Annotated in this window: 29 protein-coding genes; 14 read left to right on the top strand and 15 right to left on the bottom strand. The window is 73.0% G+C overall.

All coding sequences use genetic code 11. The annotated features are described in order from the left end of the window. Window positions 1–51: 51 nt before the first annotated feature. The 3 genes from ABZ857_RS23770 to ABZ857_RS23760 form a co-directional block, all read right to left on the bottom strand. Window positions 52–2,037: a glycosyltransferase family 39 protein gene (locus ABZ857_RS23770; RefSeq protein WP_357046283.1), complete on the bottom strand. Its 1,986-nt coding sequence runs from the start codon at window positions 2,035–2,037 to the stop codon at window positions 52–54. 127 nt (window positions 2,038–2,164) lie between these two features. Further along, the gene (locus tag ABZ857_RS23765; RefSeq protein ID WP_357046282.1) at window positions 2,165–2,308 is read right to left on the bottom strand and encodes a hypothetical protein; all 144 of its coding nucleotides are present in this window, start codon (window positions 2,306–2,308) and stop codon (window positions 2,165–2,167) included. Between the two features lie 102 nt (window positions 2,309–2,410). Then, on the bottom strand, window positions 2,411–3,283 hold the full coding sequence (locus ABZ857_RS23760; RefSeq protein WP_357046281.1) for a LysR family transcriptional regulator: 873 nt from the start codon (window positions 3,281–3,283) through the stop codon (window positions 2,411–2,413). A 114-nt stretch (window positions 3,284–3,397) separates the two neighbouring features. On the opposite strand from ABZ857_RS23760, the gene ABZ857_RS23755 reads away from it, so the two are divergent. Next, complete coding sequence (locus ABZ857_RS23755; RefSeq protein ID WP_357046280.1) at window positions 3,398–4,261, top strand: aldo/keto reductase; 864 nt, start codon at window positions 3,398–3,400, stop codon at window positions 4,259–4,261. A 22-nt stretch (window positions 4,262–4,283) separates the two neighbouring features. Here ABZ857_RS23755 and ABZ857_RS23750 read toward each other — a convergent pair whose 3' ends face one another. Next, complete coding sequence (locus tag ABZ857_RS23750; protein WP_357046279.1) at window positions 4,284–5,153, bottom strand: hypothetical protein; 870 nt, start codon at window positions 5,151–5,153, stop codon at window positions 4,284–4,286. A 220-nt stretch (window positions 5,154–5,373) separates the two neighbouring features. Between ABZ857_RS23750 and ABZ857_RS23745 the strand changes: the two genes are divergently transcribed. After that, the gene (locus tag ABZ857_RS23745) at window positions 5,374–6,198 is read left to right on the top strand and encodes an SAM-dependent methyltransferase (protein WP_357046278.1); all 825 of its coding nucleotides are present in this window, start codon (window positions 5,374–5,376) and stop codon (window positions 6,196–6,198) included. A 39-nt stretch (window positions 6,199–6,237) separates the two neighbouring features. Here ABZ857_RS23745 and ABZ857_RS23740 read toward each other — a convergent pair whose 3' ends face one another. From ABZ857_RS23740 to ABZ857_RS23705, 8 genes are all read right to left on the bottom strand, one after another. Continuing rightward, on the bottom strand, window positions 6,238–7,041 hold the full coding sequence (locus ABZ857_RS23740; RefSeq protein WP_357046277.1) for an ABC transporter permease: 804 nt from the start codon (window positions 7,039–7,041) through the stop codon (window positions 6,238–6,240). Further along, the gene (locus ABZ857_RS23735; protein WP_357046276.1) at window positions 7,038–8,012 is read right to left on the bottom strand and encodes an ATP-binding cassette domain-containing protein; all 975 of its coding nucleotides are present in this window, start codon (window positions 8,010–8,012) and stop codon (window positions 7,038–7,040) included. Before ABZ857_RS23735 ends, ABZ857_RS23740 begins: the two co-directional genes overlap by 4 nt. Window positions 8,013–8,038: 26 nt before the next feature. Beyond that, window positions 8,039–8,884 (bottom strand): DUF4097 family beta strand repeat-containing protein, encoded by an 846-nt coding sequence (locus ABZ857_RS23730; protein WP_357046275.1) that lies wholly within the window; start codon window positions 8,882–8,884, stop codon window positions 8,039–8,041. A 100-nt stretch (window positions 8,885–8,984) separates the two neighbouring features. Continuing rightward, on the bottom strand, window positions 8,985–9,542 hold the full coding sequence (locus ABZ857_RS23725; RefSeq protein WP_357046274.1) for a toxin-antitoxin system HicB family antitoxin: 558 nt from the start codon (window positions 9,540–9,542) through the stop codon (window positions 8,985–8,987). A 93-nt stretch (window positions 9,543–9,635) separates the two neighbouring features. Beyond that, window positions 9,636–10,247, bottom strand: coding sequence for a helix-turn-helix domain-containing protein (locus ABZ857_RS23720; RefSeq protein WP_357046273.1), 612 nt, complete (start codon window positions 10,245–10,247; stop codon window positions 9,636–9,638). Between the two features lie 17 nt (window positions 10,248–10,264). Continuing rightward, window positions 10,265–11,881, bottom strand: a complete 1,617-nt coding sequence (locus ABZ857_RS23715; RefSeq protein ID WP_357046272.1) for an MFS transporter — start codon at window positions 11,879–11,881, stop codon at window positions 10,265–10,267. A 37-nt stretch (window positions 11,882–11,918) separates the two neighbouring features. Further along, window positions 11,919–12,872, bottom strand: a complete 954-nt coding sequence (locus tag ABZ857_RS23710) for an ATP-dependent DNA ligase (RefSeq protein WP_357046271.1) — start codon at window positions 12,870–12,872, stop codon at window positions 11,919–11,921. A 32-nt stretch (window positions 12,873–12,904) separates the two neighbouring features. Continuing rightward, window positions 12,905–13,249 (bottom strand): hypothetical protein, encoded by a 345-nt coding sequence (locus ABZ857_RS23705; protein WP_357046270.1) that lies wholly within the window; start codon window positions 13,247–13,249, stop codon window positions 12,905–12,907. A 95-nt stretch (window positions 13,250–13,344) separates the two neighbouring features. Between ABZ857_RS23705 and ABZ857_RS23700 the strand changes: the two genes are divergently transcribed. From ABZ857_RS23700 to ABZ857_RS23675, 6 genes are all read left to right on the top strand, one after another. Continuing rightward, entirely contained in the window at window positions 13,345–14,241 is an 897-nt protein-coding gene (locus ABZ857_RS23700; protein ID WP_357046269.1) for an MMPL family transporter, read from the top strand. 37 nt (window positions 14,242–14,278) lie between these two features. Further along, window positions 14,279–15,091, top strand: coding sequence for a methyltransferase domain-containing protein (locus tag ABZ857_RS23695; RefSeq protein ID WP_357046268.1), 813 nt, complete (start codon window positions 14,279–14,281; stop codon window positions 15,089–15,091). Between the two features lie 225 nt (window positions 15,092–15,316). Beyond that, window positions 15,317–16,252 carry a ribose-phosphate pyrophosphokinase gene (locus ABZ857_RS23690; RefSeq protein ID WP_357046267.1) on the top strand — a complete coding sequence of 312 codons (936 nt, stop codon included), beginning with the start codon at window positions 15,317–15,319 and terminating at the stop codon, window positions 16,250–16,252. A 39-nt stretch (window positions 16,253–16,291) separates the two neighbouring features. Further along, on the top strand, window positions 16,292–17,005 hold the full coding sequence (locus ABZ857_RS23685; RefSeq protein WP_357046266.1) for a hypothetical protein: 714 nt from the start codon (window positions 16,292–16,294) through the stop codon (window positions 17,003–17,005). Between the two features lies 1 nt (window position 17,006). Further along, window positions 17,007–18,131, top strand: a complete 1,125-nt coding sequence (locus tag ABZ857_RS23680; protein WP_357046265.1) for a CapA family protein — start codon at window positions 17,007–17,009, stop codon at window positions 18,129–18,131. Window positions 18,132–18,143: 12 nt separating this feature from the next. Continuing rightward, window positions 18,144–18,749 carry a CBS domain-containing protein gene (locus ABZ857_RS23675; RefSeq protein WP_357046264.1) on the top strand — a complete coding sequence of 202 codons (606 nt, stop codon included), beginning with the start codon at window positions 18,144–18,146 and terminating at the stop codon, window positions 18,747–18,749. Here the strand turns inward: ABZ857_RS23675 and ABZ857_RS23670 are convergent. Next, a complete protein-coding gene (locus tag ABZ857_RS23670) occupies window positions 18,742–19,203 on the bottom strand; it encodes a MarR family transcriptional regulator (RefSeq protein WP_357046263.1) in 462 nt (153 codons plus the stop codon). The two genes, ABZ857_RS23675 and ABZ857_RS23670, sit on opposite strands and share 8 nt — an antisense overlap. A 96-nt stretch (window positions 19,204–19,299) precedes the next feature. Between ABZ857_RS23670 and ABZ857_RS23665 the strand changes: the two genes are divergently transcribed. From ABZ857_RS23665 to ABZ857_RS23655, 3 genes are read left to right on the top strand one after another with little or no spacing between them, the layout of a single operon-like run. Continuing rightward, the gene (locus ABZ857_RS23665) at window positions 19,300–20,070 is read left to right on the top strand and encodes a pirin family protein (protein ID WP_357046262.1); all 771 of its coding nucleotides are present in this window, start codon (window positions 19,300–19,302) and stop codon (window positions 20,068–20,070) included. 23 nt (window positions 20,071–20,093) lie between these two features. After that, complete coding sequence (locus tag ABZ857_RS23660) at window positions 20,094–20,429, top strand: GNAT family N-acetyltransferase (RefSeq protein WP_357046261.1); 336 nt, start codon at window positions 20,094–20,096, stop codon at window positions 20,427–20,429. Window positions 20,430–20,461: 32 nt separating this feature from the next. After that, window positions 20,462–21,388, top strand: a complete 927-nt coding sequence (locus ABZ857_RS23655) for a pirin family protein (RefSeq protein ID WP_357046260.1) — start codon at window positions 20,462–20,464, stop codon at window positions 21,386–21,388. Here the strand turns inward: ABZ857_RS23655 and ABZ857_RS23650 are convergent. Then, entirely contained in the window at window positions 21,381–22,859 is a 1,479-nt protein-coding gene (locus tag ABZ857_RS23650) for an MFS transporter (protein WP_357046259.1), read from the bottom strand. The genes ABZ857_RS23655 and ABZ857_RS23650 overlap by 8 nt on opposite strands. A gap of 118 nt (window positions 22,860–22,977) precedes the next feature. Here ABZ857_RS23650 and ABZ857_RS23645 point away from each other — a divergent pair, with 118 nt between their 5' ends. Next, window positions 22,978–23,901, top strand: coding sequence for an SDR family oxidoreductase (locus ABZ857_RS23645; protein WP_357046258.1), 924 nt, complete (start codon window positions 22,978–22,980; stop codon window positions 23,899–23,901). 1 nt (window position 23,902) lies between these two features. Further along, window positions 23,903–24,748: a MaoC/PaaZ C-terminal domain-containing protein gene (locus ABZ857_RS23640; protein WP_357046257.1), complete on the top strand. Its 846-nt coding sequence runs from the start codon at window positions 23,903–23,905 to the stop codon at window positions 24,746–24,748. Between the two features lie 158 nt (window positions 24,749–24,906). Here the strand turns inward: ABZ857_RS23640 and ABZ857_RS23635 are convergent, their stop codons facing one another. Further along, window positions 24,907–25,626 (bottom strand): helix-turn-helix domain-containing protein, encoded by a 720-nt coding sequence (locus ABZ857_RS23635; RefSeq protein WP_357046256.1) that lies wholly within the window; start codon window positions 25,624–25,626, stop codon window positions 24,907–24,909. A 158-nt stretch (window positions 25,627–25,784) separates the two neighbouring features. On the opposite strand from ABZ857_RS23635, the gene ABZ857_RS23630 reads away from it, so the two are divergent. Further along, window positions 25,785–26,954 carry an acyl-CoA dehydrogenase family protein gene (locus ABZ857_RS23630; protein ID WP_357046255.1) on the top strand — a complete coding sequence of 390 codons (1,170 nt, stop codon included), beginning with the start codon at window positions 25,785–25,787 and terminating at the stop codon, window positions 26,952–26,954.

Raw genomic sequence — 26,954 nt, 5'->3', positions numbered from 1 at the left:
GTCCCTTCCGTGACCGGCCTGCCCCGCCGCCAGCGGCATTGGGCCACCCGGTCAGGCGGCCGTCGCCGCAGTGGCCGCGGTGGTGAGGTCGAAGACCGTGACGCCGTCCACCGTCCGCGGCTCGAAGGTCTCCCGCACCCACGCGGCGATCCGGGCGGCCTCGTCGCTGCCGCTCGTGCCGCCGCGGCCCGTGCCCATGCCCGTGCCGATGAAGTAGTGGATCCGCCCCTCGGCGACGTACTGCTGGAATCGCGCCAGTGTGGGCGCGGGATCGGTGCCGTTGAATCCGCCGACGGCCATGACGGGCTCCTCGGCGGCCAGCTGGTATCCGGCGGCGTTGTTGGAGCCGACGGTCGCCGCGACCCACGTGTAGCGTTCCGCGTCCGCGGACAGCAGCGCGGTGAGCTGGGCTCCGGGCGTCGCCGCGTTCAGCAGCCCGCCGCCCGGGCCACCCGCACCGCCTCCCGTGCCGCGCCCGCCGCCGAACCCGCCGGGGAGTCCGCCCTGGCCGGGCCGTCCGGGGAACGCACCGCGCGGACCGCCGTTGAAGCCGCCCCGTGCGAAGCTCCCGCGACCGCCGAAGCCGCCGGGTCCGCCGAAGGCGCTCGGGCCCGCCGACGGGATGGCGCCCGTGTGCGGGGTCGCCGCCGTCTCCACCGCGTACGCCGCCGGGCCCGCCAGGCAGGCCACGAGCCCGGTGACGGCGGCCGTGGCGAACAGCCGCACGCCCGCCCGCCGTACGGCGAGGATCGCCACGGCGGCGACCGCGCCTGCGGCCGGGATCACAAGAGAAAGCCAGGGATTCCAGTCCGGGGTGCGTGACAGCAACACCGACGCCCACCAGGCGGTCACGACCACAGTCGCCGCGAGCGTGACGACGGCGGTGGGGCGGTGCCTGCGCTCCCACAGCAGGGCCGCGCCCATGCCCACGAGCGCGGCGACGGGCGGGGCCAGCGCGACCGTGTAGTACGCGTGGAAGATCCCCTGCATCAGGCTGAAGATCAGGCCGGTCACCAGCAGCCAGCCGCCCCACACGCCGAGCGCGGCGCGGGCCGGGTCGGTGCGCGGCGCGCGGCGCCGCAGCCACAACCCGGCCAGCAGCAGGATGAGCGCGGCGGGCAGCAGCCAGGAGATCTGCCCGCCCACCTCGGTGTCGAACAGGCGCAGCAGCCCGGCCTGCTGGTTGGTGTTGCCGAGCCCGCCGGCCTCGTCGCCGTTGAGCCGGCCGAGGCCGTTGTAGCCGAGCGCGAGCTCGAGCACGCTGTTGTCCTGAGAGCCTCCGATGTACGGCCGGGAGCCGGCGGGGATCGCCGCGACGACCGCCGGCCACCATCCGGCCGACACGAGGACGGCCAGGCCCGCGAGGGCGAGCTGTCCGAGCCGCCGGCGCAGGCTCGCCGGGGCCGCGACCAGGTAGACGAGCGCGAAGCCCGGCAGCACGAGGAACGCCTGGAGCATCTTGGCCAGGAAGCCTGTGCCGACGCAGAGCCCGGCGAGGACCAGCCAGCGGGTGTCCGCCTTCTCCTGCGCCCGCACCAGGCAGTACGCCGCCAGCGTGAGCAGCAGCACCAGCAGCGCGTCGGGGTTGTTGAACCGGAACATCAGCACGGCCACCGGGGTCAGCGCCATGACCGCGCCCGCCAGCAGCGCCGCCCAGACGGGGAAGCGGCGGCGGACGGTGGCGTACAGAACGCCCACGGCGGCCGTGCCCATCAGCGCCTGGGGGACCAGGATGCTCCAGGAGTTCAGCCCGAAGATCCGCACGCTGAGAGCCATCGGCCACAGTGCGGCGGGCGTCTTGTCCACGGTGATGGCGCCGGCCGCGTCGGAGGCGCCGAAGAAGAAGGCCGACCAGCTCTCGCTGCCCGCCTGGACGGCCGCCGAGTAGAAGGAGTTGGCCCAGCCGGAGGCGCCGAGCCCCCAGACGTACAGCACCGCCGTGGCGGCGAGCAGCACGGCCGGGGCGAGCCGGGCGGGAGGCCGCCGGGGTACGGCTCCCACGGCCGGCCGGGGCGGGCGGAGTGTGTCAACGGTCACCGGGATCGTCCTTCGCGTCGTGTCGTCGTCTCACGACGCTAGGAAGCGCGTCTCGGCCTCCCCTGAGATCTCCATGAGGATCCGATGAAGGAAACCGCCCCGCGTCCTTGCCGCGGGATCCGGTGGCTCAGTTGCTCTCGGGTTCGCCCTCGTCGACGCGGTAGGTCGTCTCCCACGAGGCGCCGCAGTGGCAACTGCTCCGCTCCAGAAGCTCTCCGTCCTCGGTGACGGCGTACCCGTCGTTGAGGCGGACGTGGACGTGCACGCTCATAAGAGTCGCCTTCGTGGTCGTGGGCTGTGCGGCGGCCCAGGGTCGAACCCCGAAGCCTTATGAGGTGTTATATACCAACTTGGGTGATTTTTGACTAGAAAACTATCCGGCAGCGCGGCGGATCTCGGCCAGCAGGGCCGCCGCCGCGGCTCCGCCGGGCGCTCCGTTCACCGCCACGGTCTCCCACATCGGAGCGGGGTCGTCGAGCTCCGGGAAGCGCACGCGGCCGGTCTTCGCCGAGAACGACCGCGGGACCAGGGCCACGCCGAGGCCGTTCCCCACGAGGTCGAGCAGGGAGTGGACGTCGGTGACCTCCAGGGCCACGTGCCGGTCGACGCCTGCGGCGGCGAGCGCCTCGTCGGCCCGCGTCCGGGTGCCCCAGTCCGGCGGGAAGTCCACGAAGCGCTCGCCCCGCAGCGCCTCCAGCCCCACCCTGCTGTGTGCGGCCAGCGGGTGCCCCGGCGCGCAGGCGAGCACGAGCGGCTCGGCCGCAAGAGGGGTCACCACGACGTCTTCGGGTTCGCGCGCCGGGCGGGACACCAGGGCGAGGTCGAGTCGGCCCTCGCGCACCTGCTCGACCAGCTCGCCCGAGCCGCCGTGGCGCAGCCGGATGTCGAGCCCGGGATGGGCCGCCACGAACCCGGCGAGCACCGTCGGCAGGTGCACCGCGTGCAGGCACTGCAGCGAGCCGATGGACAGCGATCCGCGCAGCAGGCCACGGACGGCGGCCACGGCGTCACGGGCCGCGTCGCTCGCCGCGAGCGCCCGCCGGGCCTCCGTCAGCAGCGCCCGGCCCTCGGGCGTGAGCCGCACCTGCCGGGTGTTGCGCCGGAACAGCTCGGCGCCCAGCTCGCGTTCGAGCGCGCGGATGGACGCCGACAGGCCGGACTGCGCGATGTGCAGACGCTCGGCCGCCCGGGTGAAGTGGCTCTCCTCGGCGACCGCCACGAAGTACTTGAGCTGCCGCAGCTCCACCGCTCATCACCCACGCTGCTCAATGCGATCGAAATCTTCTGTTGGACGGCTTAATGCCGGACTCGCAGGATAGGACACATAACTCTGATCTGTGTCCTTGAAGGGGGATCTTCCATGCGGACTCGCCGCATCGGTGACGTGCAGGTCGGCGCGATCGGCCTCGGGGCCATGCCGATGTCCATCGAGGGGCGGCCGGACGAGCGGCGCTCCATCGCGACCATCCACGCGGCGCTGGACGCCGGGGTGACGCTGATCGACACGGCCGACGCCTACCACCTGCACGCGGACGAGGTGGGCCACAACGAGCTGCTGATCGCCAAGGCTCTGGCGAGCTACGACGGGGACACCTCGGACGTGCTGGTCGCCACCAAGGGCGGGCACCTGCGGCCGGGCGACGGCTCGTGGACGCTCAACGGCTCGCCCGACTACCTGAAGCAGGCGTGCGACGCCTCGCTCAAGCGGCTGGGCGTCGACGCGATCGGCCTCTACCAGTTCCACCGGCCCGACCCTCGGGTGCCGTACGAGGACTCGGTCGGGGCGATCCGCGACCTGCTGGACGCGGGCAAGATCCGCTACGCCGGCATCTCGAACGCGGACCCCGAGCAGATCCGCCAGGCCGACGACATCCTCGGTGGCCGTCTGGTCAGCGTGCAGAACCAGTTCTCCCCGGCCTTCCGCTCCAGCGAGCCCGAGCTGGAGCTGTGCGCGGAGAAGGACATCGCGTTCCTGCCCTGGAGCCCGCTCGGCGGCATCTCCAGGGCGGGCGAGCTGGGCTCGCGCTTCGCGCCGTTCGCGGAGGTGGCACGGGCCCACAACGTGAGCCCGCAGCAGGTGTGCCTGGCGTGGATGCTGGCCAAGGCTCCGGTGGTGATCCCGATCCCCGGCTCGTCGCGGCCGGAGACGATCCTCGACTCGGTGAAGGCGGTGGACCTGGAGCTGTCGCCCGAGGAGCTCGCCCGGCTCGACGCCGCGGGCTGAGGACTACGTCACCCGGGCCGCCTCACTCGTCCGCCCACTGTCGGTGCCGGGCCGCCGCGGCCAGCGCGGCGGCCCGCGCCGTCTCGGTCGGCGTGAACGGCAGGTCCGGCCGCCGCGCCACCAGCACGCCGCCCGCGGGCACCGGAATGGTCATCACGGTCGGGCCTCCCTCGGGCGCCGGCTCGCCGGGATCGCGCCGGCGGATGTCCGCCGTGCGCAGCAGCTCGGTCATGGCCGCGACCAGCTCGCCCGGGTCGTCCCGTACGCGCTGACCCAGCAGCAGCGCCTGGATGCCGGGGTCGATGAGGTCCCTGACCTGGGCGGGGACGATGACGGCGTCGGCCCCGCCGGCCCGGTCGACCGCGCGCCACAGGTCGAGCGGCGTGAGCGTGGCCGGGGCCTCGACGATGAACTCGTCCAGGGCGTCGCAGCCTCCCGGCGTCATCGCCGCGCTCCCGGCGGGCGCGATCTGCAGGGCGAGGATGTTGCAGCGCAGCCGGGCGAACGCCCCGGCGAGCGCGGCGAGGCGGCCGGGACGCTCGGCGACCCTGGCCCGCACCCGCCACAGGCTCGTGGGCTGCTCCGCCCTGACGCGGGCGCGCGGCCGTACGCCTCCCGTGGCCGACAGCCGCCTGTGCACGGCCGAGCCGAGGATCAGCGCCAGGCCGAGGCCGACGAGGACCACCGGGCCGGGGTCCCGGTGGCCGAGCAGGGTGGTGAGCACGTGGGCGAGGCCGACGGCGAGGAAGAGCGCGGCCAGCTCCGCGATCTCCCGCCGCCAGGACCGGACGCCGTGGTCCCGGTGATGCGGGTGCCGGGGACGCGGGTGCCGGGGACGCGGGCCGGGAGACGCGTGCCCGCCCCCGTCGGCGGCATTTCTCGGTTCGCTCATACCCGGAAGTCTGACCAGGCGTTGTTACGTGGTCACGGTCCGTGGAGTGTCGCCCGCATTAATCCGCTTTCACATGCCCGCCGTCCTCGCCGCCAGATCATCAGGGTGCCGGTAAGTCCGTGAGCCGTGCCGCTGCCCCATTGCCCGGAGGTGAATCTCAGGGGATGATCTTCGAGTCATGGACTCCGGGGGAGCGGTCCCATCGGCGAGGAGCGGGCGAATGGACGACTTCGGACAGGCACCGGCGGGCATCGATCCCACCGTCCCCAGTGTCGCCCGGATGTACGACTACTACCTGGGCGGCAAGGACAACTTCCCGGCCGATCGCGAGGCCGCGGAGAAGATGCTCGCGATCGGCCGGCAGATGGGCAACGACGGGCGGGAGATCGCCCGGGAGAACCGCGGCTTCCTCGGCCGCGCCGTACGGCTCCTCGCCGAGTCGGGCGTCACCCAGTTCATCGACATCGGCGCCGGGCTGCCGACGCAGGAGAACGTCCACCAGGTGGCGCAGCGGCACGCCCCGGGATCGCGAGTCGTGTACGTCGACAACGACCCCGTCGTCCTCGTCCACGCGCGGGCGCTGCTGGCCGACAACCCGGACACGATGGTCATGAGCGGCGACCTGCGCGATGCCGACGCCATCTTCGACGACCCGGCGGTGCGGGCCCACATCGACTTCACCCGGCCGTTCGCCGTGCTGATGGTCGCGGTGCTGCACTTCGTGCCGGACGACGAGGCCGCCGACCGGATCGCGGCGAGCGTGCGCGAACGGCTGGTCCCGGGCGGTCACCTGGTGCTGTCGCACATCCACAAGGCCGACATCCAGGAGGAGGTCGTCGAGGCGAGCAAGCAGGTCTACTCGGCCACCTCGTCCGGTGGGATCGCGGGCCGGCCGCTGGCGAGGATCGCGTCCTACTTCGACGGGCTGGAGATCCTGGAGCCCGGCCTGGTCCCCGTACAGGCGTGGCGGCCCGACGTCCCCTGGGAGGTGCCGGCCGACACGAGCCGGTCCGGCATCGTGGGAGCCGTGGGCCGCAAGCTCTGACCGGGCGCCGGGCCCGTCGCCGACCCACGGCGCCGGTGGTCAGGCGCTGACCGCCTTCTTGTAGAGGCGGGTCGCCAGCGGGATGAACACGACCAGGATGACGGCGATCCAGAGCAGTGACGCCGGGATGGCATGCCGGAGGGGCCAGGCGTCCGAGGCCTTCATCGCGGAGCTGGTGTTGCCGAAGAGCTCCCGTACGGCGTGGGTGATGGTGGAGACGGGGTTCCACTCGGCGACGACGCGGAGCGGCGTGGGCAGCTTGGAGCTGTCGAGGAAGGCGTTGGAGACGAACATCAGCGGAAAGGAGACCATGGTGGCGATGTTGTTGAAGCTTTCCGGCGTGCGCAGGGCCAGCGCGACGGCCGCGGTGAACCAGGAGAACGCGTAGGCGAACAGCAGCAGCAGCCCGAAGCCGAGGACGACCTCGTAGGGCGAGGTGTGCACCCGCCAGCCGACGATCAGTCCCATCACCGCCATGACGACCAGGCTGGCGAGGTTCATCAGCAGGTCGCTGACGGTCTGGCCGATCAGCACCCCGGACGGGGCCATGGGCAGCGAGCGGAACCGGTCGAAGATGCCCTTCTGCAGGTCCAGGGTCAGTGTGTAGCCGGTGATCTGCGCGCTCATGATCACGGCTTGGACGAAGATGCCGGGGAGCAGGAACTCCCGATACGACATCCCCGGGACGTCGATGACGCTGCCGAAGACGTAGGCGAACATCAGCACGAACACGATCGGGAACATGATCGCGGAGCCGAGCAGGTCCGGCGACCGCCTGATCTTCAGCGTGTTGCGCCTGGCGATGGTCCAGCCGTCGGCGATGGGCATGGTGAGCGCGTTCATCGGGTGGCCTCCCGGGCCTGCTGGTCGGTGCCGGACGCCTGGTGCCCGGTCAGGGTGAGGTAGACGTCGTCGAGGGTGGGCCGCCGCAGGCCCGCGTCGCGCACCCGGACTCCCGCGTCGGCGAGCATGCCGAGGACCTGGCGCAGCGACTCGGGGCCGTCGGTGACCGGGACGGTGATCTGGAGCGATTCCGGCACGGTCCGCACGGCGCCGGCGGCGAACCGGGCGAGGGTCTGCCGGGCGGTCTCCAGTTCGGCGGCGTCGGTCACGGTCAGTTCGATGCGGTTGCCGCCGATCTGGTCCTTGAGCTCGTCGGCGGTGCCACGGGCGATGGCGCGGCCGTGGTCGACCACCATGATCTGGTCGGCGAGGTGGTCGGCCTCCTCCATGTACTGGGTGGTGAGCAGCAGCGTGCTGCCGGCCGCGACGAGTTCCGAGATGGTGTCCCACAGCGCGGCGCGGGCGCGGGGGTCCAGGCCCGTGGTGGGTTCGTCCAGGAACAGCACAGGCGGGTCGGCGACCAGGGCGCCGGCGAGGTCGATGCGGCGGCGCATGCCGCCGGAGTAGCCCTTCACCGGACGGTCCGCGGCGTCGGTAAGGTCGAAGCGTTCGAGCAGCTCACGGGCACGGGCCTTGCTGCGCCTGGCGCCCAGGTGGTACAGCCGCCCGATCATCTCCAGGTTCTCGGCGCCGGTGAGGTGCTCGTCGACCGCGGCGTACTGGCCGGACAGTCCGATGGACGAGCGCAGCCGCCGGGCGTCACCGACGACGTCGCATCCGGCGACGGTGGCGCGTCCGCCGTCGGGGCGCAGCAGCGTGGTCAGGACCCGCACCGTCGTGGTCTTGCCGGCGCCGTTCGGGCCGAGCAGGGCGAGCACCGTCCCTCGCGGGACGGAGAAGCTCAGCCCGTTCAGAGCGGTCACCTCCCCGTATCGCTTGACCAGTCCTTCGGCTGTGATCGCGTCGCTCATGGGGGTCTCCTTGCTGGGGTTGGGGGTCAGGCCCGGTGGATGTCGACGTCGCCCCAGTTGGTGTTGACGTGCACCTCGACGACCGTGTCGGTGGTCTCGGGGCCTTCGGCGGCGTCGAGGGTGTTGCGGACCACGCCGTTCTTGGAATGCAGGTCGAGCCAGGCGGCCGTGCCCTCGGCGATGCCGACGCCGACCTTGCCGTAGCCGGTCTCCAGGTGGATGGTGCCGCTCACCGCCGCCTCGATCCGGATCCCGCCGTGCGCGGTCTTGGCGGTGAGGTCGGCCAGCACGCGGTCGACGGTGATGTCACCGTGCGCGGTCTTCAGTTGCAGGTCACCGGTCGCTTCGCCGAGGGTGATGGCGCCGGTGGAGGTCTTCAGCGTGCCGGAGCCGTCGATGGTTCCGATCCGGATCGCCCCGGTGGAGGTGGTCACCTCGGCGGGTCCGGTCACCCGGTCGACGGAGATGTCGCCGTTCGACGCCTTGACCTCCAGGGGACCGGTCTCCTCCAGGCGCAGGTCGCCGTACGAGCTGTGCAGGACGGCCTGGCCGAGCGGGCCGGTGGCGATGAGCTCCGCGGCGCCTTGGGTCTCGACGCGGGAACCGGCCGGCAGTTCGACGGTCACGTCGATGAAGCCGCGCCAGGGCAGCAGGTATCTCAGGGCCTTGGGTTTGGGGTCCTTGACCAGCAGCCGTCCGCCGGAGAACTCGACGATCGTCCGCGCGGCGGCCTGCACGCTCGCCTCGCTGGACGGGTCGCTGGGGCGCACCTCCACCACGGTGTCGGCGCGGTCGCTCGCGTGGATGCGAACCTGGCCGAGGTAGATCTGGATGTCGGCGACGATCGGCTCGGGGGTGTCGAAAGCAGGCATGGCGGAGCCCTCCTCACGGGTCCGGTGGAACATCCCGGCCTTCGGGCCGGGCGAAGAGTGGCGAACAGTGGCGACGGGTGACGAGACCGGGCGGGTGCCGCTAGCGCACCCAGCCGGTGTAGCTACGCCCGGTGCGGGGCTGCCGCGGCCGGTCGGAGGGACCACTCCCGGCGCCCGGCTCGAACGCCGCGGAGACAGCGCGGACCAGCCAGGCGTTGACCGAGATCCCCTGCCGTGCGGCCGCCTCCTCCACACGCACCTTGAGGTGCTCGGGCAGCCGCAGGGTCACCCGCGCGGTGCCGCCCTCCTCACCGGACAGTGGCCCGGCAGGAGGGACGGCCTCCGGCGCTGTCGGCGGCGCTGTCGGGGGCGTGGTGTCCGCCCCGCCGGCCGCGCCCTCCGAAGACGGCGCCGGCTGCGGTGGCGTCACCACGAACGCCGGGTCGCCGCCGCGCAGCCGCACGTCGACCGAACCTGGTGCGAGATCACGGGTGATCTCGTCGGCCGCCGCCGACAGCGCCTCCAGGAGGGTGAGCCTGGTGGCCGCTTCGAGGGCGCCGGTGAGGCGCTCGGCCAGCGCGTGGGCATCCGGGCCACCCGCCTCGGCGGCGACGGCGAGCTGACGACGGAGGTTCTCGACGTACGGCATCAGGTCCATGGCTCAACTATGACGCCACTCTGACGTCACGTCAATCGCTTATGACGTCATCCGGCGTCGGAGTGATGTCAAATGTGAGGCGCGGCGCAGGCGTCAGCGCAGGGCGCGGGTGAGCACGTCGAGGGTGATCTCGATGATCTCGTCCGGGTCCGCGGCCACGGGCTCCGGGTCGTACGCCGCCGCGTCCGGCATGAGGCGGCGGGCCCCCGCCCGCAGCACGCCCCACGCCAGCTCGGCCCGCAGCGCCGGATGGTCGGCCCCGGCCTCGCGCAGCGCCTCGGCGAGCGGCGCGATCAGCGCGCCGTGCAGCTCGTCCACCCGGACCCGGCACTCGTTCGGCAGCCCGACGGCCTGCAGCGCCGGGATCAGCGCGTAGTCGGGGCTGCCGACGAAATCGAGCGCGGCCCTGCCGTACGCGCGGATCCTGCCGGGCAGCGAGCCGTCCGGGCCGGCGGGGGCGATGGCGGCGCGCAGGCGGGCCGACCAGCGGGGAAAGGCGTCCTCCACGAGCTGGGCCAGGATGTCGGCGGTGGAGGCGAAGTAGCGGTAGACGCTGGAGCGGGCCAGGCCGATCCGGGCGCCGACGGCCGCCGGGGTGAGCGCGTGCACGCCTTCGGCGGCCAGGATCTCCCGCGCCGCCTCCAGCAGGGCGGCGTGCTGGTTGGCCCGGTGATCCGCGACGGTCGCCGCGCTGATCCTCGGCATTACCCCCTCCAGGGTCGCTACATGTCCAGGTCGCGACCTCCAGTATCCGGCCCGCCCGCCGCGATCGGCTCCGGCGACTCGTCCCGCACGGCCGGTGTGCGGGGGAGCAGGAGGGTGACGCCGACCCCGGCCAGCAGCGCGAGCGCCGTGATGAACGTGACCCTGCGGGTCGCCTCGGCGGCGGCCTCGACCGCCGCCGCGTGGATCACCGGGTCGCGGAGCGCGGGGATGGCGGCGCCGGCGCTCTCCTCGACCGCGCGCGCCGCACTCGTGCGGACCTGCTCGGGCCGGTCGGCGAGCCCGCGCTCGACGGCCGAGCCGAGCCCGGCCACCAGCACCCCGCCCAGGATGGCGACTCCCAGCGCCGCGCCGAGCTGGCGGACCGTGCTCTGGAGCGCGGACGCGCCGCCGGACAGACGCGCCGGCACGTCGGCCATGATGACGCCGGTGAGCTGGGCCGTGGCGAAGCCGATGCCCGCGCCGTAGAGGAGCAGCCACGGCACGGGCCGCCAGGCGCCCATGTCCGGCGCGAGGGACAGGCCGATGCCGGCCGCGCCGACGGCCTCCATGCCCAGGCCGATCCGCACGATGGTCCGCGGGGACAACGTCTTCGACAGCGGGGGGACGAACCCGCCCGCGAGGAAGGTGCCGAGGGCCAGCGCGGCGATGACGAGGCCGGCCCGGAAGGCGGTGTAGCCGAGCGCGGACTGAAGGAAGAGCGGCAGCACGAGGATCATGCCGAACTCGCCGAGCGCCACGATCACCGCCGCTGTCGCGCCGTAGCGGAAGCTCGGCAGCTCGAACAGCGTCAGGTCGACGAGCACGGGCCGGCCGGCGCGCTCGCGCCGCCGTTCGAGTACGACGAGGGCGACCAGCGCGAGGATGCCGACGCCGAAGGCGAACGGCACGGGGGAGACGCTCTCGAACCGCAGGCCGAACAGGTCCGCGGTCCGCCGCGGCTCCAGCCAGCCGTACTTCTGGCCCTCGATCAGCGCGAAGACGACGCTGGTCGTGCCGAGCACGGCGAGGACGAGCCCGGCCAGGTCTCCGCCCGCCGCGTGGCCGTCCCGAGACTCGGGCACCCGCAGCGAGCCGAGCAGGAGCAGCGCCCCGATGGGCAGATTGATCCAGAACGCGGCCCGCCAGCCGTGCTCGGTGACCAGCCAGCCCCCCGCCAGTGGGCCGACGGCGGCCATGCCGCCGATGATGGAGCCCCACACCGCGAAGGCGATCACCCGCTGACGGCCCACGTAGACGCGGTTGATGATCGCCAGGGTCATCGGCACGGCCATCGCCGCCCCCACGCCCTGCACGGCTCGTACGCCGATGAGCATGGGCCCGTTCACCGACGTCGCCGCCAGCACGCTCGCCAGCAGGAAGACCGCGACGCCCAGGGCGAACAGGCGGCGCCTGCCGTACCGGTCGCCGGCGTGGCCGAACGGGATGAGCAGCGCCGCGAACATCAGCGAGTAGATCGAGTTGACCCACTCCACGTCGGTGGCGCCGAGGCCCAGGTCGGCGATGATCGCGGGCACCGCCACGTTCACGATCGTGCCGTCGATGACGACCATCGACACGCCCGTGGCGAGCACGACGAGGGGGACCCAGCTTTGGCGCGATGTTGGCGACGGCATGTCGCGAACTATAGCAACACGCTGTCGCCAACCTGCCTCACGAGGTGGCGCGGCGGGCGCGGGCGCGGCGCTTGCCCTCGTGCATCGCCTGGACGCGGGCGACCGGGATCGTGTGGCCTTCCTCGATCAGATCGCGGGGCAGCCGCTGGGGCCCGGGCATGAGCGCGGCCCAGGGGTCCCCGTCCCGCAGCAGCTTCGCCGCCGTGTGCACGGTGAAGTCGCCGGGGGTGACACGGTCCAGGTCGTCCCAGGCCACCGGGAACGACACGGGAACGCCGGGCCGTACGCGCGGGCTGTAGGCCGCGACCACGGTCGCCCCGCCGGACCGGGTCGAGTCGATGAACACCCTGTCGCCGCGGTCCTCCCGGATGAACGCCGTCGTGGCGAGGGCGGGGTCGAGGCGTTCGGCGCGTACGCCGAGCGCGCGGGTGGCCGCGGCGACGTCCTCCGTCGTGTGCGCCTCCAGCGGCACGAACACGTGCAGGCCCTTGGCGCCGCTGGTCTTCACCGCCCCCGACAGGCCGGCGTCGGCCAGCGCCCGGCCGACCAGGCGGGCGGCGGCGACGGCCTGCGGGAACGCCTCGGCCGACGGAGGGTCGATGTCGAGCACGAGATGGGTGGGACGGTCCCAGTCGCCGGCGTGGACGAGGGCGGGGTGATACTCCACCGCCCTCTGGTTGGCGAGCCACAGCAGCGTGCGCCGGTCGTCGCACAGGGCGTACGACACCCGCCGCTGTGACGACTCGGCCCACAGGGTGACCGTCCGCACGAAGTCCGGGGCGTAGGAGGGCACGTTCTTCTGCATGAACGGCGCCTGGCCCTGCCGCACCCGCACCACGGACAGTGGCCGGTCGCGCAGCACCGGGATGACGCGGTCGCGGACCGCGTCCAGGTAGTCGACCAGGTCGCGCTTGGTCGCGCCCGCGCCGTCGAACAGCGGCTGGTCGAGGTTGGTCAGCGTGACTCCGTCGCGAACCTCATCGCTGGTCATCCGCTCACCATGCCCCCGCTGGGGGCGGGGAATCAACCGTCCAACGGGGCCAGGTAGCCGCGCAGGACCTTCTTCAGCTCGCGCACCTCGGCCTCCCGCTCCTCCTCGGGGGCCGCCACCACCACCGGCGTCATCGCCTGGAAGATCTGCACGAGCACCCGCGCGCTGCGGGTCCGCTCCGCCGCGGACAGGCCGGGCGCCCGTACGGCGAGGATCGCCTCGACCCGGCCGAGCAGCGCCGACTGGATCGGCCCGGCCGCCGTCGCGAGGCCCGGCGGCATGTCCGGGCGGGCGAACAGCGCCTTGAACCCCGGGTTGGCGACGTTGAACGCCACCAGCGGATCGACGACCCGGTCGATCAGGTCGTCCAGGTCCATGGCGGCCAGGTCGGCCGGGGCGAACGCCTCCCCATGCGCGGCGCGCGCCGGCGGGACTTCGTCCGGGCCGAGCTGGTCGTGCTGCGGCGGTCCACGTGGTCGCGCCGGAGGGGAACGCCACCCAGGTGGGGCCGTACGCCGCCGCGCTGTCGCGGATCGACGGCGTCGTGCGGGTGGACTCGGCCGCCGGGTCCTACGCGGACGGCCGTCCGGCCCCCGGGCCCGTGGGTGCGCGGTTCGCCGCCGCTCGCGGCACGTGGCTGTCGGTGGTGGCGTCGAGCGGCCGTCTCGACGCCGACGCGCCCGGTCTGGTGCGCCAGGTGCGGGCCGTCCCGGCGCCCTTCGCCGTGGAGGTGGGCGGCTACCCGGCCGAGCTGACCGACTACCGGGACGGCGTGACCGCGCGCCTGCCGCTGATCGGCCTGCTGATCGTGCTGGTGACGTTCGCGGTGCTCTTCGTCATGACCGGCAGCGTCGTGGCGCCGCTGAAGGCGTCGGCGCTCAACCTGCTGAGCCTGTCGGTGATGTTCGGCGCGCTGGTGTTCGTCTTCCAGGACGGTCACCTGTCCGGGCTGCTCGGCTTCACGCCGACCGGGTCGATCGAGCCGAGCATCCCGATCCTGATGTTCTGCGTGGCCTACGGGCTGTCGATGGACTACGAGGTCTTCCTGCTCGCGCGCATCAAAGAGGAGTACGACCGGACGGGTGACGTCGTGGCATCCGTGCCCGCGGGCATCGCCCGCAGCGCGCCGCTGGTCACCGCGGCCGCGGCCATCCTGGCCGCCTCGTTCGCGGCGTACGCCACGGGACGGGTGGTGTTCCTGCAGCAGCTGGGCGTCGGCATGGCGCTGACGGTCGCCGTCGACGCGACGCTGATCCGCGGAGTGCTCGTGCCGGCGCTGATGCGGCTGGCCGGTCCGGCGAACTGGTGGGCCCCCGGCCCGCTGCGCCGCCTGCGCCGAAGGCTGGGTGTATCAGAATATGAAACATAATTGCTCAGATTGCGAGACACGTGGAATCGTGGCCGGCATGGCAAGCGAAACGGCCGTGTACACCCACGGCTTCCACGAGTCCGTCCTGCGCTCCCACCGCTGGCGTACGGCCGCCAACTCGGCGGCGTACCTGCTGGGCGCGCTGAAGCCCCACATGCGGATCCTGGACGTCGGCTGCGGTCCGGGCACGATCACCGCGGACCTGGCCGAACTGGTGCCGCAGGGCGAGGTGATCGGCCTCGACACCGGGCCCGGAATCCTGGAGCAGGCCCGCCGCGAGGCGGAGGGGCGCGGCCTGGGCAACGTGAGCTTCGCGACCGGCGACGTGCACGCGCTCGACTACCCCGACGCCTCCTTCTGCGTGGTGCACGCCCACCAGGTGCTGCAGCACGTCGGCGACCCGGTGGGCGCGCTGCGCGAGATGCGGCGGGTGACCAAGCCGGGCGGGATCGTGGCGGTGCGCGACTCCGACTACGCCGGCTTCGTGTGGTATCCGCGGATCCCGGCCCTGGACGACTGGCTGGACCTCTACCGCAGGGTGGCCCGCGCCAACGGCGGCGAGCCCGACGCCGGCCGCCGCCTGCGCGCCTGGGCCAGGGAGGCGGGGTTCACCGAGATCACGTCGTCGTCGGCCACCTGGTGCTACGCCACCCCGGAGGAGCGGGCCTGGTGGGGCGGCCTGTGGGCCGACCGCACGGTCCAGTCCTCCTACGCCCGGCGCGCGGTGGAAGGCGGCCACGCCACCGAGGACGACCTCCGGCGGATCGCCGACGCCTGGCGGGAGTGGGCCACGAGCGAGGACGCCTGGTTCAGCGTCCTGCACGGCGAGATCCTCTGCCGTGTGACCTGATCTGTGCACACCGGGGGGCGACCCCCGGACCCCCGCGATGGCAGGTCAGGTGATCCTCGCTCCGCTGCGGGTCACCTGACTCGCCGACACCGGGGGGCGACCCCCGGACCCCCGCGATGGCAGGTCAGGTGATCCTCGCTCCGCTGCGGGTCACCTGACCTGCCGCGCTTGCCTCCGCTGCGTACGGGGGACGGTGCCAGTGGGGCGATCGAGGGGGGAACGGCGATGACGCTGCTGATCGTGGCCGGGACGGCCAACCGCCCGCTCGCCGCCGCCGTCGCGGCCGCGCTCGGCCAGGAGCCGTCCGTCCCGGTGGTCGAGCGGTTTCCCGACGGCGAGTCGCGGCCGGTCGTCAGCGGCGTCCGGGGCGCGGACGTCTACCTGATCCAGCCCACAGGGCCGCCCGTCAACGAGCACGTCATGGAGGCGCTGCTGCTCGCCGACGGCTGCCGGCGGGGCGGCGCCGCCCGGCTGACGGCGGTCGTGCCGTACGTCGGATACGCCCGGCAGGACCGGCGCCGCCGCGAGGGGGAGGCGATCGGGCTGCGGGTGGTGGTGGCCGCGCTCGCCTCCGCCGGCGTCGAGCGCCTGGTCGTGGTCGATCCGCACACGGCCGCGCTGGAGGCGGTGTGCCCGATGCCGGTGGAGACGCTGACGGCCGTGCCCGCCCTCGCCCGCGCCGCCGGGCGCGGACTGCCGCGGGAGGCGGTGGTGGTCGCGCCCGACCTCGGCGCGGTCACGCTCGCCCGGCACTACGCCCGCCTGCTGACGCGGCCCGTCGCGCTGGTCCGCAAGACGCGGCTGACCGGGGCGGACGTGCGGGCCGAGCAGGTCTTCGGCGACGTGACCGGCCGTCCCGCTCTGGTCGTGGACGACATGATCAGCACGGGCGGGACGATCGAGGCGGCCGTCGACGTCCTGCTCCACCAGGGGGCGACGCCGCCGTTCGCCGTCGCCGCGACGCACGGCCTGTTCGCCGGGGACGCGCGGGAGCGGCTGCGCCGTACGGAGATCCGGAGCCTGGTCGTGACCGACACCCTGCCCCAGGACGAGACGGCCCCGCCGTCGCTGGAGGTGTGCCCGGTCGCCCCGCTGCTGGCCGACGCGATCGGCCGCCTGCACCGGGACGAAGCCGTGGACGACCTGCTGGCCGGCACCTGAGACAGGTGGCGGCGGGCGGCCAGTGGGAAGGATGGAAGTGTGACGTCCAGGACGCGCAGCCGTACGGCGGCGGACAGGGACCTGACCCGCCTGCCGGACCGCGCGTGCCGTCTCGTCGAGACCCTGGGCGGCCGGTTCTCCCGCGAGATGGGCATCGACGTCGACCGGGGGGACCGCGAGGTCGAGCGGTGGCTGCTCGCGGCGACGCTGTTCGGCACCCGGATCTCCGCCGCGATCGCCGTACGGACCTACCGGGCGATGGCCGAGGCGGGGGTGCGGAGGCTCTCCGACGTCGAAGGCCGCACCTGGGACGAACTGGTCGAGATCCTCGACCGCGGCGGCTACGCCCGTTACGACTACCGGACGGCGACGCGGCTGCTCCGCCTGGCCGAAGCGGTGGGCGGCGAGGTCGGCCGCCTGCGCGGGGGCGGGCTGGACGAGACCCGCGCCGCGCTCGACGCGCTGCCCGGCTGGGGCCCGGTGACGGTCGCGCTGTTCCTGCGCGAGCTGCGCGGCGTCTGGCCAGGGGTGGACCCGCCGCCGGACGAACGGGCGGTGGAGGCCGGGCGGCACGTGGGACTCCTCGGCGCGGGACGCCACCCCCTCGATCGGCTGCGGGCGATCGCCGGTGAGGCGGGGCTGGACGTGCGCGACCTCGAAGCCGCCCTCGTCCGCCTGTGGCTGGCCCACCACAAGGACTTCCCCCACTGCCCGGGCGGCGCCCGCTGCGTCACGCTCGTGAAGGAGGGGTGAGATGCGGTCGGCGGCGGGGGACCCGGTGACGCTGTTCCTGTGCGGCGACGTCATGCTGGGCCGTGGTGTCGACCAGATCCTCCCGCATCCCGGCGACCCCGCGCTGGAGGAGCCGTACGTCCGGGACGCCCGCGCGTACGTCGAGCTGGCGGAGGAGGCGAACGGCCCGATCCCGCGGCCGGTCGGCTACTCCTGGCCCTGGGGCGACGCCCTGGAGGTGCTGGACGAGGCCGCTCCCGACGTGCGCGTGCTGAACCTGGAGACGAGCGTCACCCGCAGCCGCGACTTCGCGCCGGGCAAGGAAGTGCACTACCGGATGAACCCGGCCAACCTCCCCGCCCTGGCCGTGGCCCGGCCCGACGTGAGCGTGCTGGCCAACAACCACGTGCTCGACTTCGGCGTACACGGCCTCACCGAGACGCTGGACGCGCTGGCGGGGGCGGGACTCGACCAGGCGGGCGCGGGACGGGACGAGGACGAGGCGCGGCGGCCGGCGGTCGTGGCGCTCCCCGGCGGCGGGCGGGTCCTGGTGTTCGCGGTCGCGATGCCGTCCAGCGGCGTCCCCGGCGGGTGGGCGGCGGCCCGGGACCGGCCGGGGGTGGCCTTCCTGCCCGGGCCGTCCCCCGAGGCCGCGGCGGAGACGGTCCACCGCGTACGGCAGGTCAAGCGGCCGGGGGACATCGCGGTCGTCTCCGTGCACTGGGGGTCGAACTGGGGCTTCGAGGTCGGGGACGACCAGGTCGGGTTCGCGCACACGCTGGTCGACGGCGGCGTCGATCTCGTTCACGGCCACTCCTCCCACCATCCCCGCCCCGTCGAGGTGTACCGGGACCGGCTGGTCCTCTACGGCTGCGGGGACTTCGTCGACGACTACGAGGGCATCACCGGCTATGAGGAGTACCGCGACGACCTGCGGCTGCTGTACTTCGCGACGGCCGAGGCGGCGTCGGGGCGGCTGCTGGAGCTGCGGATGGCGCCGATGCGGGCCGTGCGCATGCGGTTGCGGCACGCCTGCGGCGAGGACCGCGAGTGGCTGCGGGCGACGCTCGACGGGATCAGCCGGGAGTTCGGCGCGCGGGTCGCACCGGCGCCCGGCGGCACGCTCGCCCTCGCACCGGCCGCGTAGGAGGTGGTCAGGATGCTGGTCCGCGAGATCATGACGACGCCGGTGGTGACGGTTCGGCGCACGGCGACGATCAAGCAGGCCGTCCGCCTGCTGTACGAGCAGGACATCACGGCCGCGCCGGTGGTCGACGCGGCTGGGCGGATGGTCGGCATCGTCAGCGAGATGGACCTGCTGCGTGGCGAGTTCGGGGCCAACCCCCGGTCCTTCCTGCGCCCCGAGGCGCTGCCCACCGGCAGGCCGCCCGGGCTCGTCGAGGAGGTCATGACGCCGCGCGTCGCCACCGTCGGGGACGGCGCCGACACGATGGACCTGGTCGAGCTGATGATCACGACGGGGGTGAAGAGCGTCCCCGTCGTACGCGACGGCGAGCTCGTGGGGATCGTCAGCCGCCGCGACCTGATGGGCCTGCTGGCCCAGGGGGACGAGCGGATCCGCGAAGACGTGCTCGCGGCGCTGCGCGACTGTGCCGACACGGCGTCCTTCGGCGCGGCCGTGCGGGACGGTGTCGTCGAACTGTACGGCCCCGGCGACGAGCGGTCGGCCCGCATCGCCGAGCTGGTCGCCAGGACCGTCCCCGGGGTGGCCGACGTCGTCTTCCCCGAGGGGCTCGTCAGTTAGCCGGGTCGAGCCGGTCGAGCACGTCCGTGGCGAGCCGTTCGAGTGCGGCGACCTGTTCGCGGGTGAGCCCGTCGAAGAACAGGCGCCGTACGGTCTCCACGTGTCCGGGGGCCGCGGCGGTGATGGCCCGGCGGCCCTCCTCCGTGATCACGACGTACGCGCCGCGGCCGTCGTCCGCGCACTCCTCCCGCGTGACGAGCCCGCGGCGCTGCATCCGGGTCAGGTGGTGGGACAGCCGGCTCTGCTCCCACTGGAGGTCGCGCTGCAGCTCGTACGGCCGCAGCCGGCCTTCCTGTCTGTCGGTGAGGTGCACGAGGACCTCGTAGTCCGCCAGGGACAGGGCCGAGTCCGTCTGCAGTTGCCGGTTGAGCCGGGCCGTGAGGCGGCCCTGCATGCGCAGGTACGCGCGCCAGGCGCGCTGCTCGTCCGTGTCGAGCCACCGTGGGCTGTCCATGTCTCCCAGGCTAGCCGGAATGAATGACTCGTCATGTATGTTGAGGGGCACCAGTAGATGACACATCATCTACATGGCGACGAGGAAAGGGCACTCATGACCACGACCAGGCCGACCCCTCGCGTGGACGTCCGCCGGGCGGCCGAGCGTTTCGCCACCCGCATCACCTGGCTGGATTCCAAGCACTCGTTCTCGTTCGGCGGCCACTACGACCCCGACAACACCCACCACGGGCTGCTGCTGGTCAACAACGACGACGTCGTCCACCCGGGCACCGGCTTCGAGACCCATCCGCACCGCGACATGGAGATCGTCACCTGGGTGCTCCAGGGCTCCCTGGTCCACCAGGACTCCGAGGGCCACTCCGGCGTCATCTACCCGGGCCTGGCCCAGCGCATGAGCGCCGGCACCGGCATCCTGCACTCGGAGAAGAACGACTCCTGGCGGCTCACCGGCGGCGACACACACGACAAGCCGGTGCACTTCGTCCAGATGTGGGTGGTCCCCGACGAGCCGGGCATCACTCCTGGCTACGAGCAGCTGGAGATCGAGAACGATCTGCTGGCCGGCGGCCTGGTGCCGGTCGCCAGCGGCATGGACAAGCACGCCGGCGAGGCGGCCATCCGCATCAAGAACCGGTACGCCGCGCTGTACGCCGCCCGTCTTCAGCCGGGCCAGAGCGTGGAGCTGCCCGAGGCGCCGTTCCTGCACCTGTTCGTACCCCGGGGGACCGTCACCCTGGAGGGTGCGGGCACCCTGGAGACCGGCGACGCCGTACGGTTCACCGCCACGGGCGGGCAGAAGGTCACCGCGACGGAGCCCGCCGAGATCCTCGTGTGGGAGATGCACGCGACGATCGCCGCCTGACGACGACCCTGGAAGGAATCCCGATGCAGCAGTCAGAACCGAAGGTCGCCGACAACCCGGAGGCGAGCCGCTTCGAGATCACCGTCGACGGCGCGCTCGCCGGCTTCGCCGACTATCGGCTCAAGGGGCCGACGATCTCCTTCACCCACACCGAGATAGACCCGGCCTTCGAAGGCCGGGGCCTCGGCTCGACGCTGGTCCGGGCGGCGCTCGACGCCGCCCGGGACGCCGGGCTGTCGGTCCTGCCGTTCTGCCCGTTCGTGCAGCGGTACATCAAGCGGCACCGGGACTACCTCGACCTGGTGCCCGCCGACCGGCGCGCTCGGTTCTCCCTCGACGGCGGGGAGGCGGCCGAGTGAGTGGCGGGGAGCCGGCGGTGTACGGCTGTACGGTGGCTGACGGCACGGAGCCGGAGAGCGTGCTCCTGCCGGGCCACGACGTGCCGCTCGGCCGCTACACGACCGTGCGCCGGCTGCTCCCGCAGCGCCCGCGCAGGATGGTCGGCGCGTGGTGCTTCGTCGACCACTTCGGGCCCGACGACGTGAGCGGCCGGCCGGGCATGCAGGTGCCGCCGCACCCCCACACGGGACTGCAGACGGTCACGTGGCTGGCCGAGGGCGAGATCCTGCACCGCGACAGCCTCGGCAACGTCCAGCCGATCGTGCCCGGGCAGCTCAACCTGATGACCGCCGCCCACGGGATCGCCCACTCTGAGCACTCGCCGCCGGAACACCCGCCGGGCATGCACGGGCTGCAGTTGTGGGTCGCCCTGCCGGAGGAGGCACGGCACGGGGAGGCGCGGTTCGAGCACCACGCCGCGCTGCCCGTGCTGCGCGACGGGGACGTCACGGTGACGGTCGTGGTGGGCGAGGCCGGGCCGCTGCGCTCGCCCGCCCGCGTCCACACCCCGCTGCTCGGGGCCGAGGTGCTCTTCGAGGGTCCCGGGCGGCACCGGCTGCCGGTCGATCCCGCGTACGAGACGGCGGTGCTGGTCATGTCGGGCACGGCCGACGTGGCCGGGGTCGCGCTGGCGCCGGGCTCGCTGCTCTATCTCGGGCAGGGCCGTACGGAGGTGCCGATGGAGGCGCCCGGCCCGGCCCGGCTGTTCGTGCTGGGCGGCACGCCGTTCGAGGAGCCCCTGGTGATGTGGTGGAACTTCGTCGGCCGTTCACACGAGGAGATCGCGCGGGCGCGCGACGACTGGATGCGGGGCGGCCGCTTCGGCGTCGTCCCGGGCGGGGAGCGGCCGCTCCCGGCCCCCGAGATGCCCACCGTGCGGCTGAAGGCCCGCGACCGGCACGGCCGCGTCCTCAGCTGACCGGCGAGCCCGCCCGCCTTCTGGTGAAGCAGGTCAGCACGGCGAGCGCGGAGACGGCGGTCATGCAGGCCAGCGCCCAGCGGTAGCCGGTCACGAGCCGCTCGACCGCCGTGGATGAGACGTGGGACAGCGTGCCCGCGAAGACGGCGTCGTGCAGCCCGGCCGGCAACGGCACCGTGATGATCGACAGGACCAGCGCGGTGCCGACCACCACTCCGGTGTTCTGCAGCATCAGGCGCATGGCGTTGACGATTCCCAGCCGGTGCGACGGCACCCCGTCCAGGATCGCGGTGGTGTTCGAGGGCAGGAACATGCCCGAGCCGACGCCGATCAGCACGAGGGCGGCCGTGAGCGCCGCCAACGACATGTCGGGGGAGATCAGCCACAGCAGGACGGCGAGGCCCGCCGTCGTCAGCGAGGTCGCGGCGACCGCCACCGTGCGCGGGCCGAGGCGGCGCAGCAGGAAGCCCGACGCGACCGACGCCGCCATCGCCGCGATCGAGAGCGGCAGCACCTTCACCGCCGCGCGCACCGGGTCCTCCCCGCGGACGGCCTGGAAGAACAGCGACACGAGAAGCACGACGCCGACCCGGGCGGCCGAGTTGAGGAACGACGCCAGCGTCCCGAGGGCGAACGTGAGATCGCGGAACATGCGGATGTCCACCACCGGATGACGGGCCCGCAGTTCCCGCACGACGAACAGCGGAAGCGTCACCGCGAACACGGCGAGCCCGGACACCACCATCGGGTGTCCCCAGCCGAGCCTGGTCACCTCCGACAGCGCGAGCAGCAGGCCGCCGAGACAGGCGAGGACGAGCGCGTTGCCGGGCAGGTCGAACCTGCAGCCCCGGCCCTGCGTCGGGCCGGCGTTCTTGACCGGCGCGGGGAGGGCCACCGCGCCCCAGACCAGGCACGCGATGCCGAGGGGCACGTTGTACCAGAACACCCAGCGCCAGCCCAGGTGCTCGGTGAACAGGCCGCCGAGCGCAGGGCCGGCGAGCTGGGCGATGGAGAACGACGCGGTGTAGACGCCCATCCCCTCGCCGAGCCGCGACTTGGGGAAGGCGTCGGTCACCAGGGCGGCGCTGTTGGTCAGCAGCATGGCCCCGCCCGCCGCCTGCGCCACCCGCAGCGCCACGATGACCCACGCGTTCGGCGCGAGCCCGGCCAGCAGGCTGGCGACGGTGTAGGTGGCCAGGCCGCCGAGGTACATTGCCCGCCGCCCGAACAGGTCGGCCAGCCGGCCGAACACCACCATGAGCACGGTCGTCGTGAGCTGGAAGGCGAGCAGGATCCAGCTCGCGGCGTCCGCGCTCGCGTGCGTCTGCCGTACGACCTGGGCGAGCGCCACGTTGAGCGCGCTGCCGCCGAGCGCGGTCAGGACGCTGGCCATGCTCACGACCGACAGCGTCCGCCAGGCGTGGCGCAGCCGCTCCCGCTCGCCGGGGTCCGCCGCGATGGTCTGCGGCACGGCCGTCATCGTACGGCGAGCTGGATCATGACCGGCTCCTCCCTACCGAATTCTAGATTCCATTACTAGAATCCCGTTCACGCGAGGTTGGGTCAAGGTCGAGTCAAGGGAGCTGCGCATGGGCGGAATCGTGGAAGGCCGTGTCGTGATCGTCACCGGCGCCGCGCGGGGCATCGGGCGGGGACACGCGCTGGAGTTCGCGCGCCAGGGCGCCAAGGTCGTCGTCAACGACCTGGGGGCCGAGGTCGACGGCACCGGCTCGTCCACCGGCGCCGCGGGCGAGGTGGTCGAGGAGATCAGGGCCATGGGCGGCGAGGCCGTGGTCGACGGCGAGGACGTCTCGGACTTCGACGGCGCGCAGCGCATGATCAGGAGGGCCGTGGAGACCTTCGGCGACCTGCACGTCCTGGTCAACAACGCGGGCATCCTGCGCGACCGGATGCTCGTCAACATGACCGCCGACGAGTGGGACGCGGTCATCCGGGTGCACCTGCGCGGCACCTTCGCCCCGCTGCGGCACGCCGCCGCCTACTGGAGGTCCAGGGCGAAGGCGGGCGAGCCGGTGGACGCCCGGGTGATCAACACCACGTCGTCGTCCGGCATCTACGGCAACGCCGGCCAGGGCAACTACGGCGCGGCCAAGGCCGGGATCGCGTCGCTGACGATCATCGCGGCCAAGGAGCTGGCGCGTTACGGCGTGACGGTCAACGCGGTCGCCCCCGCCGCGCTCACCCGCATGACCGAGAACCTCATCCCGGGCGGGAGGCGGCCCGCCGAGGGCGGCTTCGATCCGGCCGCGCCGGACAACATCGCGCCGGTGGTCGTGTGGCTGGCGAGCGCACAGTCGCGGGGGATCACCGGCCGGGTCTTCAACGTGCGCGGCGGGCACATCAGCGTCGCCGAGGGCTGGCACGCCGGGCCGGGCGCGGACAAGGACGCCCGGTGGGATCCGGCCGAGCTGGGCGAGGTGATCCCCGCCCTGGTGGACAAGGCCGCGCCGAACGCCCTCACCAGCGGGCGCATCCCGGGCGGGGAGGACTGACATGCCGCTCGACCACAGCCTGATCGGGGTGGAGAGCGCGCCGTACGAGCGGTCGTGGACGTCCGCCGACACCCTGCTGTACGCGCTGGGCGTCGGGGCGGGCACCGAGGAGCTCGCCTTCACCACGGAGAACTCGGCGGGGATCCGGCAGCGGGTGCTGCCGACGTTCGCGGTGCTGGCCGCCCAGGCCCCCACCGGACGGCGGCTCGGCGACTTCGACCCGGCCATGCTCGTGCACGCCGAGCAGGCCTTCGAACTGCACCGCGAGCTGCCGCCCGCCGGCCGCGTCCGGACGACCTCGACGGTGACCGGCATCTACGACAAGGGCTCGGGGGCGCTGGTGACGACCGAGGCCCGGGCGGCCGACGCGGAAAGCGGCGAGTTGCTGATCACGAGCCGGAGCTCGGTGTTCATCCGGGGCGAGGGCGGCTTCGGCGGCGAGCGCGGCCCCCGCGACGAGTGGGCCGAGCCGGGCAGGCCGCCGGACCACACGGTGACCTACGAGACCCGCCCGGACCAGGCGCTGCTGTACCGCCTGTCCGGCGATCGCAACCCGCTGCACTCCGACCCCGCCTTCGCCGCCCGCGCCGGCTTCCCCCGGCCGATCCTGCACGGGCTGTGCACGTACGGGATCATCGGGCGGGCGCTGCTGCACGCGGTGGCGGGGTCCGACCCGGCCCGGTTCGCGGCCATGTCGGGGCGGTTCAGCAAACCGGTCTATCCGGGCGAGACGCTGACCGTGTCGATCTGGACGTCGGATGACGGTGCGACGGCCCTGTTCCGGACGGCGAAGGAGGACGGCGCCGTCGTGATCGACCGGGGCAGGGCCGCCTTCCGCCCCGCCTGAGTGCCCGCCCAGGCCGATCGGGCGGCGTCGCCGCCCAGTCTCGCGACCGCGGGGACACGGGCGGGGACACGGGCGGGGACACGGGCGGGGAGGCAGCCCGGGGCGGCGCGCCCCGGGAGCGTCGCCCGTGAGCTCCGGTGAGCTCCGGTGAGCTCCGGTCAGCTCCGGACGGCCCCGGCATCTTCCGCGACGCCGTCCAGGTCGGTCCTGCCGGTCGGGTCAGCCGTGCCGGCGGTGTCATCGGTGCCGGTGGTGTCCTCGTGGGTGGACAGGGGGTCGCCGAAGCGGCGGATGAGCGCGATCGCCGCCTCGACGACCTCCCCGGCCTCCTCCTCGGTCTCGCTCGTCGCCACCTCGCGGCCGGCCTCGCCGATCACGCTGGTGAGGACCGAGACGGTGAGGCGGTCGGTCGGGGTGTTCGACGCGCCGAGCAGGACGGCGTTCTGCCGGACCCACTCCCGGCCGCGGGTGCGCCGCATCAGCTCGAACCCCGGCGGGCCGTCGCCGTCCATGAACAACCGGGCCAGGTCGCGCCGCTGCCAGGACCCCTCCAGGAACGCCCTGGCCCCGGCGATGAACAGCTCGACCGGGTCCTTCACACCCGCCTGCTTCGCCGCGGCGACGCTCGATGCGGCGGCCTCCTCGTGGGCGGCCTGGTGCTCCTCCCACAGCGCGAGGAACAGCTCGGTCTTGCCGCCGAAGTGGTGATAGAGGCTGCCGACGCTGGAGCCCGCGCGCTCGACGACGTCCGCGACGTTGGCGTCGGCGAAACCGTGCTCGGAGAAGACCTCGCGGGCGGCCTGAAGCATGCTCTTGCGCGTCTGGGCGGTGCGGCTCCACTCCCACGAGCCGCTCCTGCCGCCGGGCTTGCGTGCCATCTGGGCTCCTCGTTTCCAGGGACGGCGCGTTTCCAGGGACGACGCCATCGTAGCCGGTCAAATTCTAGAAACTGATTCCAGACCTCTTGACACCCATCCGGCGGGGAACCAGGCTGGAACCGATTCCTAGAGAGCAATTCTAGAAAAGAGTCGCGTCGATGGACTTCTCCCTGAGCCCAGAGGAACTGCAGATCCGTGACACCATCCGCGCGTTCGTGGAGCGGGAGGTCATGCCGCTCGAACCCGAGGTGCTGCGCAGCGAGCGCGCCGGCGGCCCGGGGCTCGATCCCGAGGTCCTGCGCGACCTGCGGCTCAAGGCGAAGAAGATGGGCTTCTGGGGCATCAACACCCCCGAGGAGTACGGCGGAGCCGCCCTGGGCCCGGTCATGTCCGCGATCATCGCCATGGAGATGGGGCGGACGTTCGTCCCGTTCAGCTTCGGCGGGTCGGCCGACAACATCCTCTACGCCGGCACCGAGGAGCAGAAGCGGCGCTACCTGATCCCCACCATCGAGGGCGAACGCCGCTCCTGCTTCGCCATCACCGAGCCGGGCGCGGGCTCGGACGCCCGAAACATCCGTACGCGTGCCGTCAAGGACGGCGGAGACTGGGTCATCAACGGCGAGAAGACCTTCATCACCGGCGGCAACGAGGCCGACTTCGTGATGGTGTTCGCCGTGACCGACCCCGACAAGGGCGCGAACGGCGGCGTCACCTGCTTCCTGGCCGACCGCGACATGGGCTGGAAGTCCGAGCCGATCCCGACGATGGGGCAGTGGGGCCCGGCCTCGCTGGTGTTCGAGGACGTCAGGGTGCCGGAGGAGAACATCCTCGGCGAGCTCGGCAGGGGCTTCGAGCTGGCGATGCAGTGGATCGGCCAGGGCCGCTACATGATCCCCGCGCGGGCGGTCGGCTCGGCCGAGCGCATGCTCCAGATGGCGATCGACTACGCCAGGATCCGCGTGTCGATGGGCAAGCCGATCGCCGAATACCAGGCGATCCAGTGGATGATCGCCGACTCGCAGGTGGAGATCGAGGCGGCCAAGTGGCTCACGCTGTACGCCGCCTGGCGCGTCCAGGAGGGCATGGACGCCCGGCACGCCTCCTCGATCGCCAAGCTGAACGGCGCGGTCATGGCCAACCAGGTCGTCGACCGCGTGCTGCAGATCCACGGGGGCATGGGCTACACCAAGGAACTGCCCATCGAGCGGTGGTATCGCGAGTTGCGCCTGTTGCGGATCTTCGAGGGCACCGACGAGATCCAGCGCAGGACGATCGCCCGCAACCTGCTCAAGGGTCACGCCCGCCTCGGCACGATCGGGGATTGA

This window comes from Microbispora sp. NPDC046933, from assembly GCF_040644635.1.
Taxonomy (GTDB): domain Bacteria; phylum Actinomycetota; class Actinomycetes; order Streptosporangiales; family Streptosporangiaceae; genus Microbispora.
The sequence above is the reverse complement of the archived record's forward strand: the minus strand, read 5'-3'. Positions and strand labels throughout refer to the sequence as shown.

Bases quoted from the DNA above. Each gene is read 5' to 3' on its own strand.
- ABZ857_RS23740 (WP_357046277.1), bottom strand. From the start codon at position 7,041: ATGAACGCGCTCACCATGCCCATCGCCGACGGCTGGACCATCGCCAGG.
- ABZ857_RS23680 (WP_357046265.1), top strand. From the start codon at position 17,007: ATGCGGTCGGCGGCGGGGGACCCGGTGACGCTGTTCCTGTGCGGCGAC.
- ABZ857_RS23670 (WP_357046263.1), bottom strand. From the start codon at position 19,203: ATGGACAGCCCACGGTGGCTCGACACGGACGAGCAGCGCGCCTGGCGC.
- ABZ857_RS23690 (WP_357046267.1), top strand. From the start codon at position 15,317: ATGACGCTGCTGATCGTGGCCGGGACGGCCAACCGCCCGCTCGCCGCC.
- ABZ857_RS23695 (WP_357046268.1), top strand. From the start codon at position 14,279: ATGGCAAGCGAAACGGCCGTGTACACCCACGGCTTCCACGAGTCCGTC.
- ABZ857_RS23745 (WP_357046278.1), top strand. From the start codon at position 5,374: ATGGACGACTTCGGACAGGCACCGGCGGGCATCGATCCCACCGTCCCC.
- ABZ857_RS23725 (WP_357046274.1), bottom strand. From the start codon at position 9,542: ATGGACCTGATGCCGTACGTCGAGAACCTCCGTCGTCAGCTCGCCGTC.
- ABZ857_RS23750 (WP_357046279.1), bottom strand. From the start codon at position 5,153: ATGAGCGAACCGAGAAATGCCGCCGACGGGGGCGGGCACGCGTCTCCC.
- ABZ857_RS23640 (WP_357046257.1), top strand. From the start codon at position 23,903: ATGCCGCTCGACCACAGCCTGATCGGGGTGGAGAGCGCGCCGTACGAG.
- ABZ857_RS23705 (WP_357046270.1), bottom strand. From the start codon at position 13,249: ATGGACCTGGACGACCTGATCGACCGGGTCGTCGATCCGCTGGTGGCG.
- ABZ857_RS23660 (WP_357046261.1), top strand. From the start codon at position 20,094: ATGCAGCAGTCAGAACCGAAGGTCGCCGACAACCCGGAGGCGAGCCGC.
- ABZ857_RS23735 (WP_357046276.1), bottom strand. From the start codon at position 8,012: ATGAGCGACGCGATCACAGCCGAAGGACTGGTCAAGCGATACGGGGAG.
- ABZ857_RS23710 (WP_357046271.1), bottom strand. From the start codon at position 12,872: ATGACCAGCGATGAGGTTCGCGACGGAGTCACGCTGACCAACCTCGAC.
- ABZ857_RS23665 (WP_357046262.1), top strand. From the start codon at position 19,300: ATGACCACGACCAGGCCGACCCCTCGCGTGGACGTCCGCCGGGCGGCC.
- ABZ857_RS23630 (WP_357046255.1), top strand. From the start codon at position 25,785: ATGGACTTCTCCCTGAGCCCAGAGGAACTGCAGATCCGTGACACCATC.
- ABZ857_RS23635 (WP_357046256.1), bottom strand. From the start codon at position 25,626: ATGGCACGCAAGCCCGGCGGCAGGAGCGGCTCGTGGGAGTGGAGCCGC.
- ABZ857_RS23715 (WP_357046272.1), bottom strand. From the start codon at position 11,881: ATGCCGTCGCCAACATCGCGCCAAAGCTGGGTCCCCCTCGTCGTGCTC.
- ABZ857_RS23720 (WP_357046273.1), bottom strand. From the start codon at position 10,247: ATGCCGAGGATCAGCGCGGCGACCGTCGCGGATCACCGGGCCAACCAG.
- ABZ857_RS23755 (WP_357046280.1), top strand. From the start codon at position 3,398: ATGCGGACTCGCCGCATCGGTGACGTGCAGGTCGGCGCGATCGGCCTC.
- ABZ857_RS23675 (WP_357046264.1), top strand. From the start codon at position 18,144: ATGCTGGTCCGCGAGATCATGACGACGCCGGTGGTGACGGTTCGGCGC.
- ABZ857_RS23730 (WP_357046275.1), bottom strand. From the start codon at position 8,884: ATGCCTGCTTTCGACACCCCCGAGCCGATCGTCGCCGACATCCAGATC.
- ABZ857_RS23765 (WP_357046282.1), bottom strand. From the start codon at position 2,308: ATGAGCGTGCACGTCCACGTCCGCCTCAACGACGGGTACGCCGTCACC.
- ABZ857_RS23645 (WP_357046258.1), top strand. From the start codon at position 22,978: ATGGGCGGAATCGTGGAAGGCCGTGTCGTGATCGTCACCGGCGCCGCG.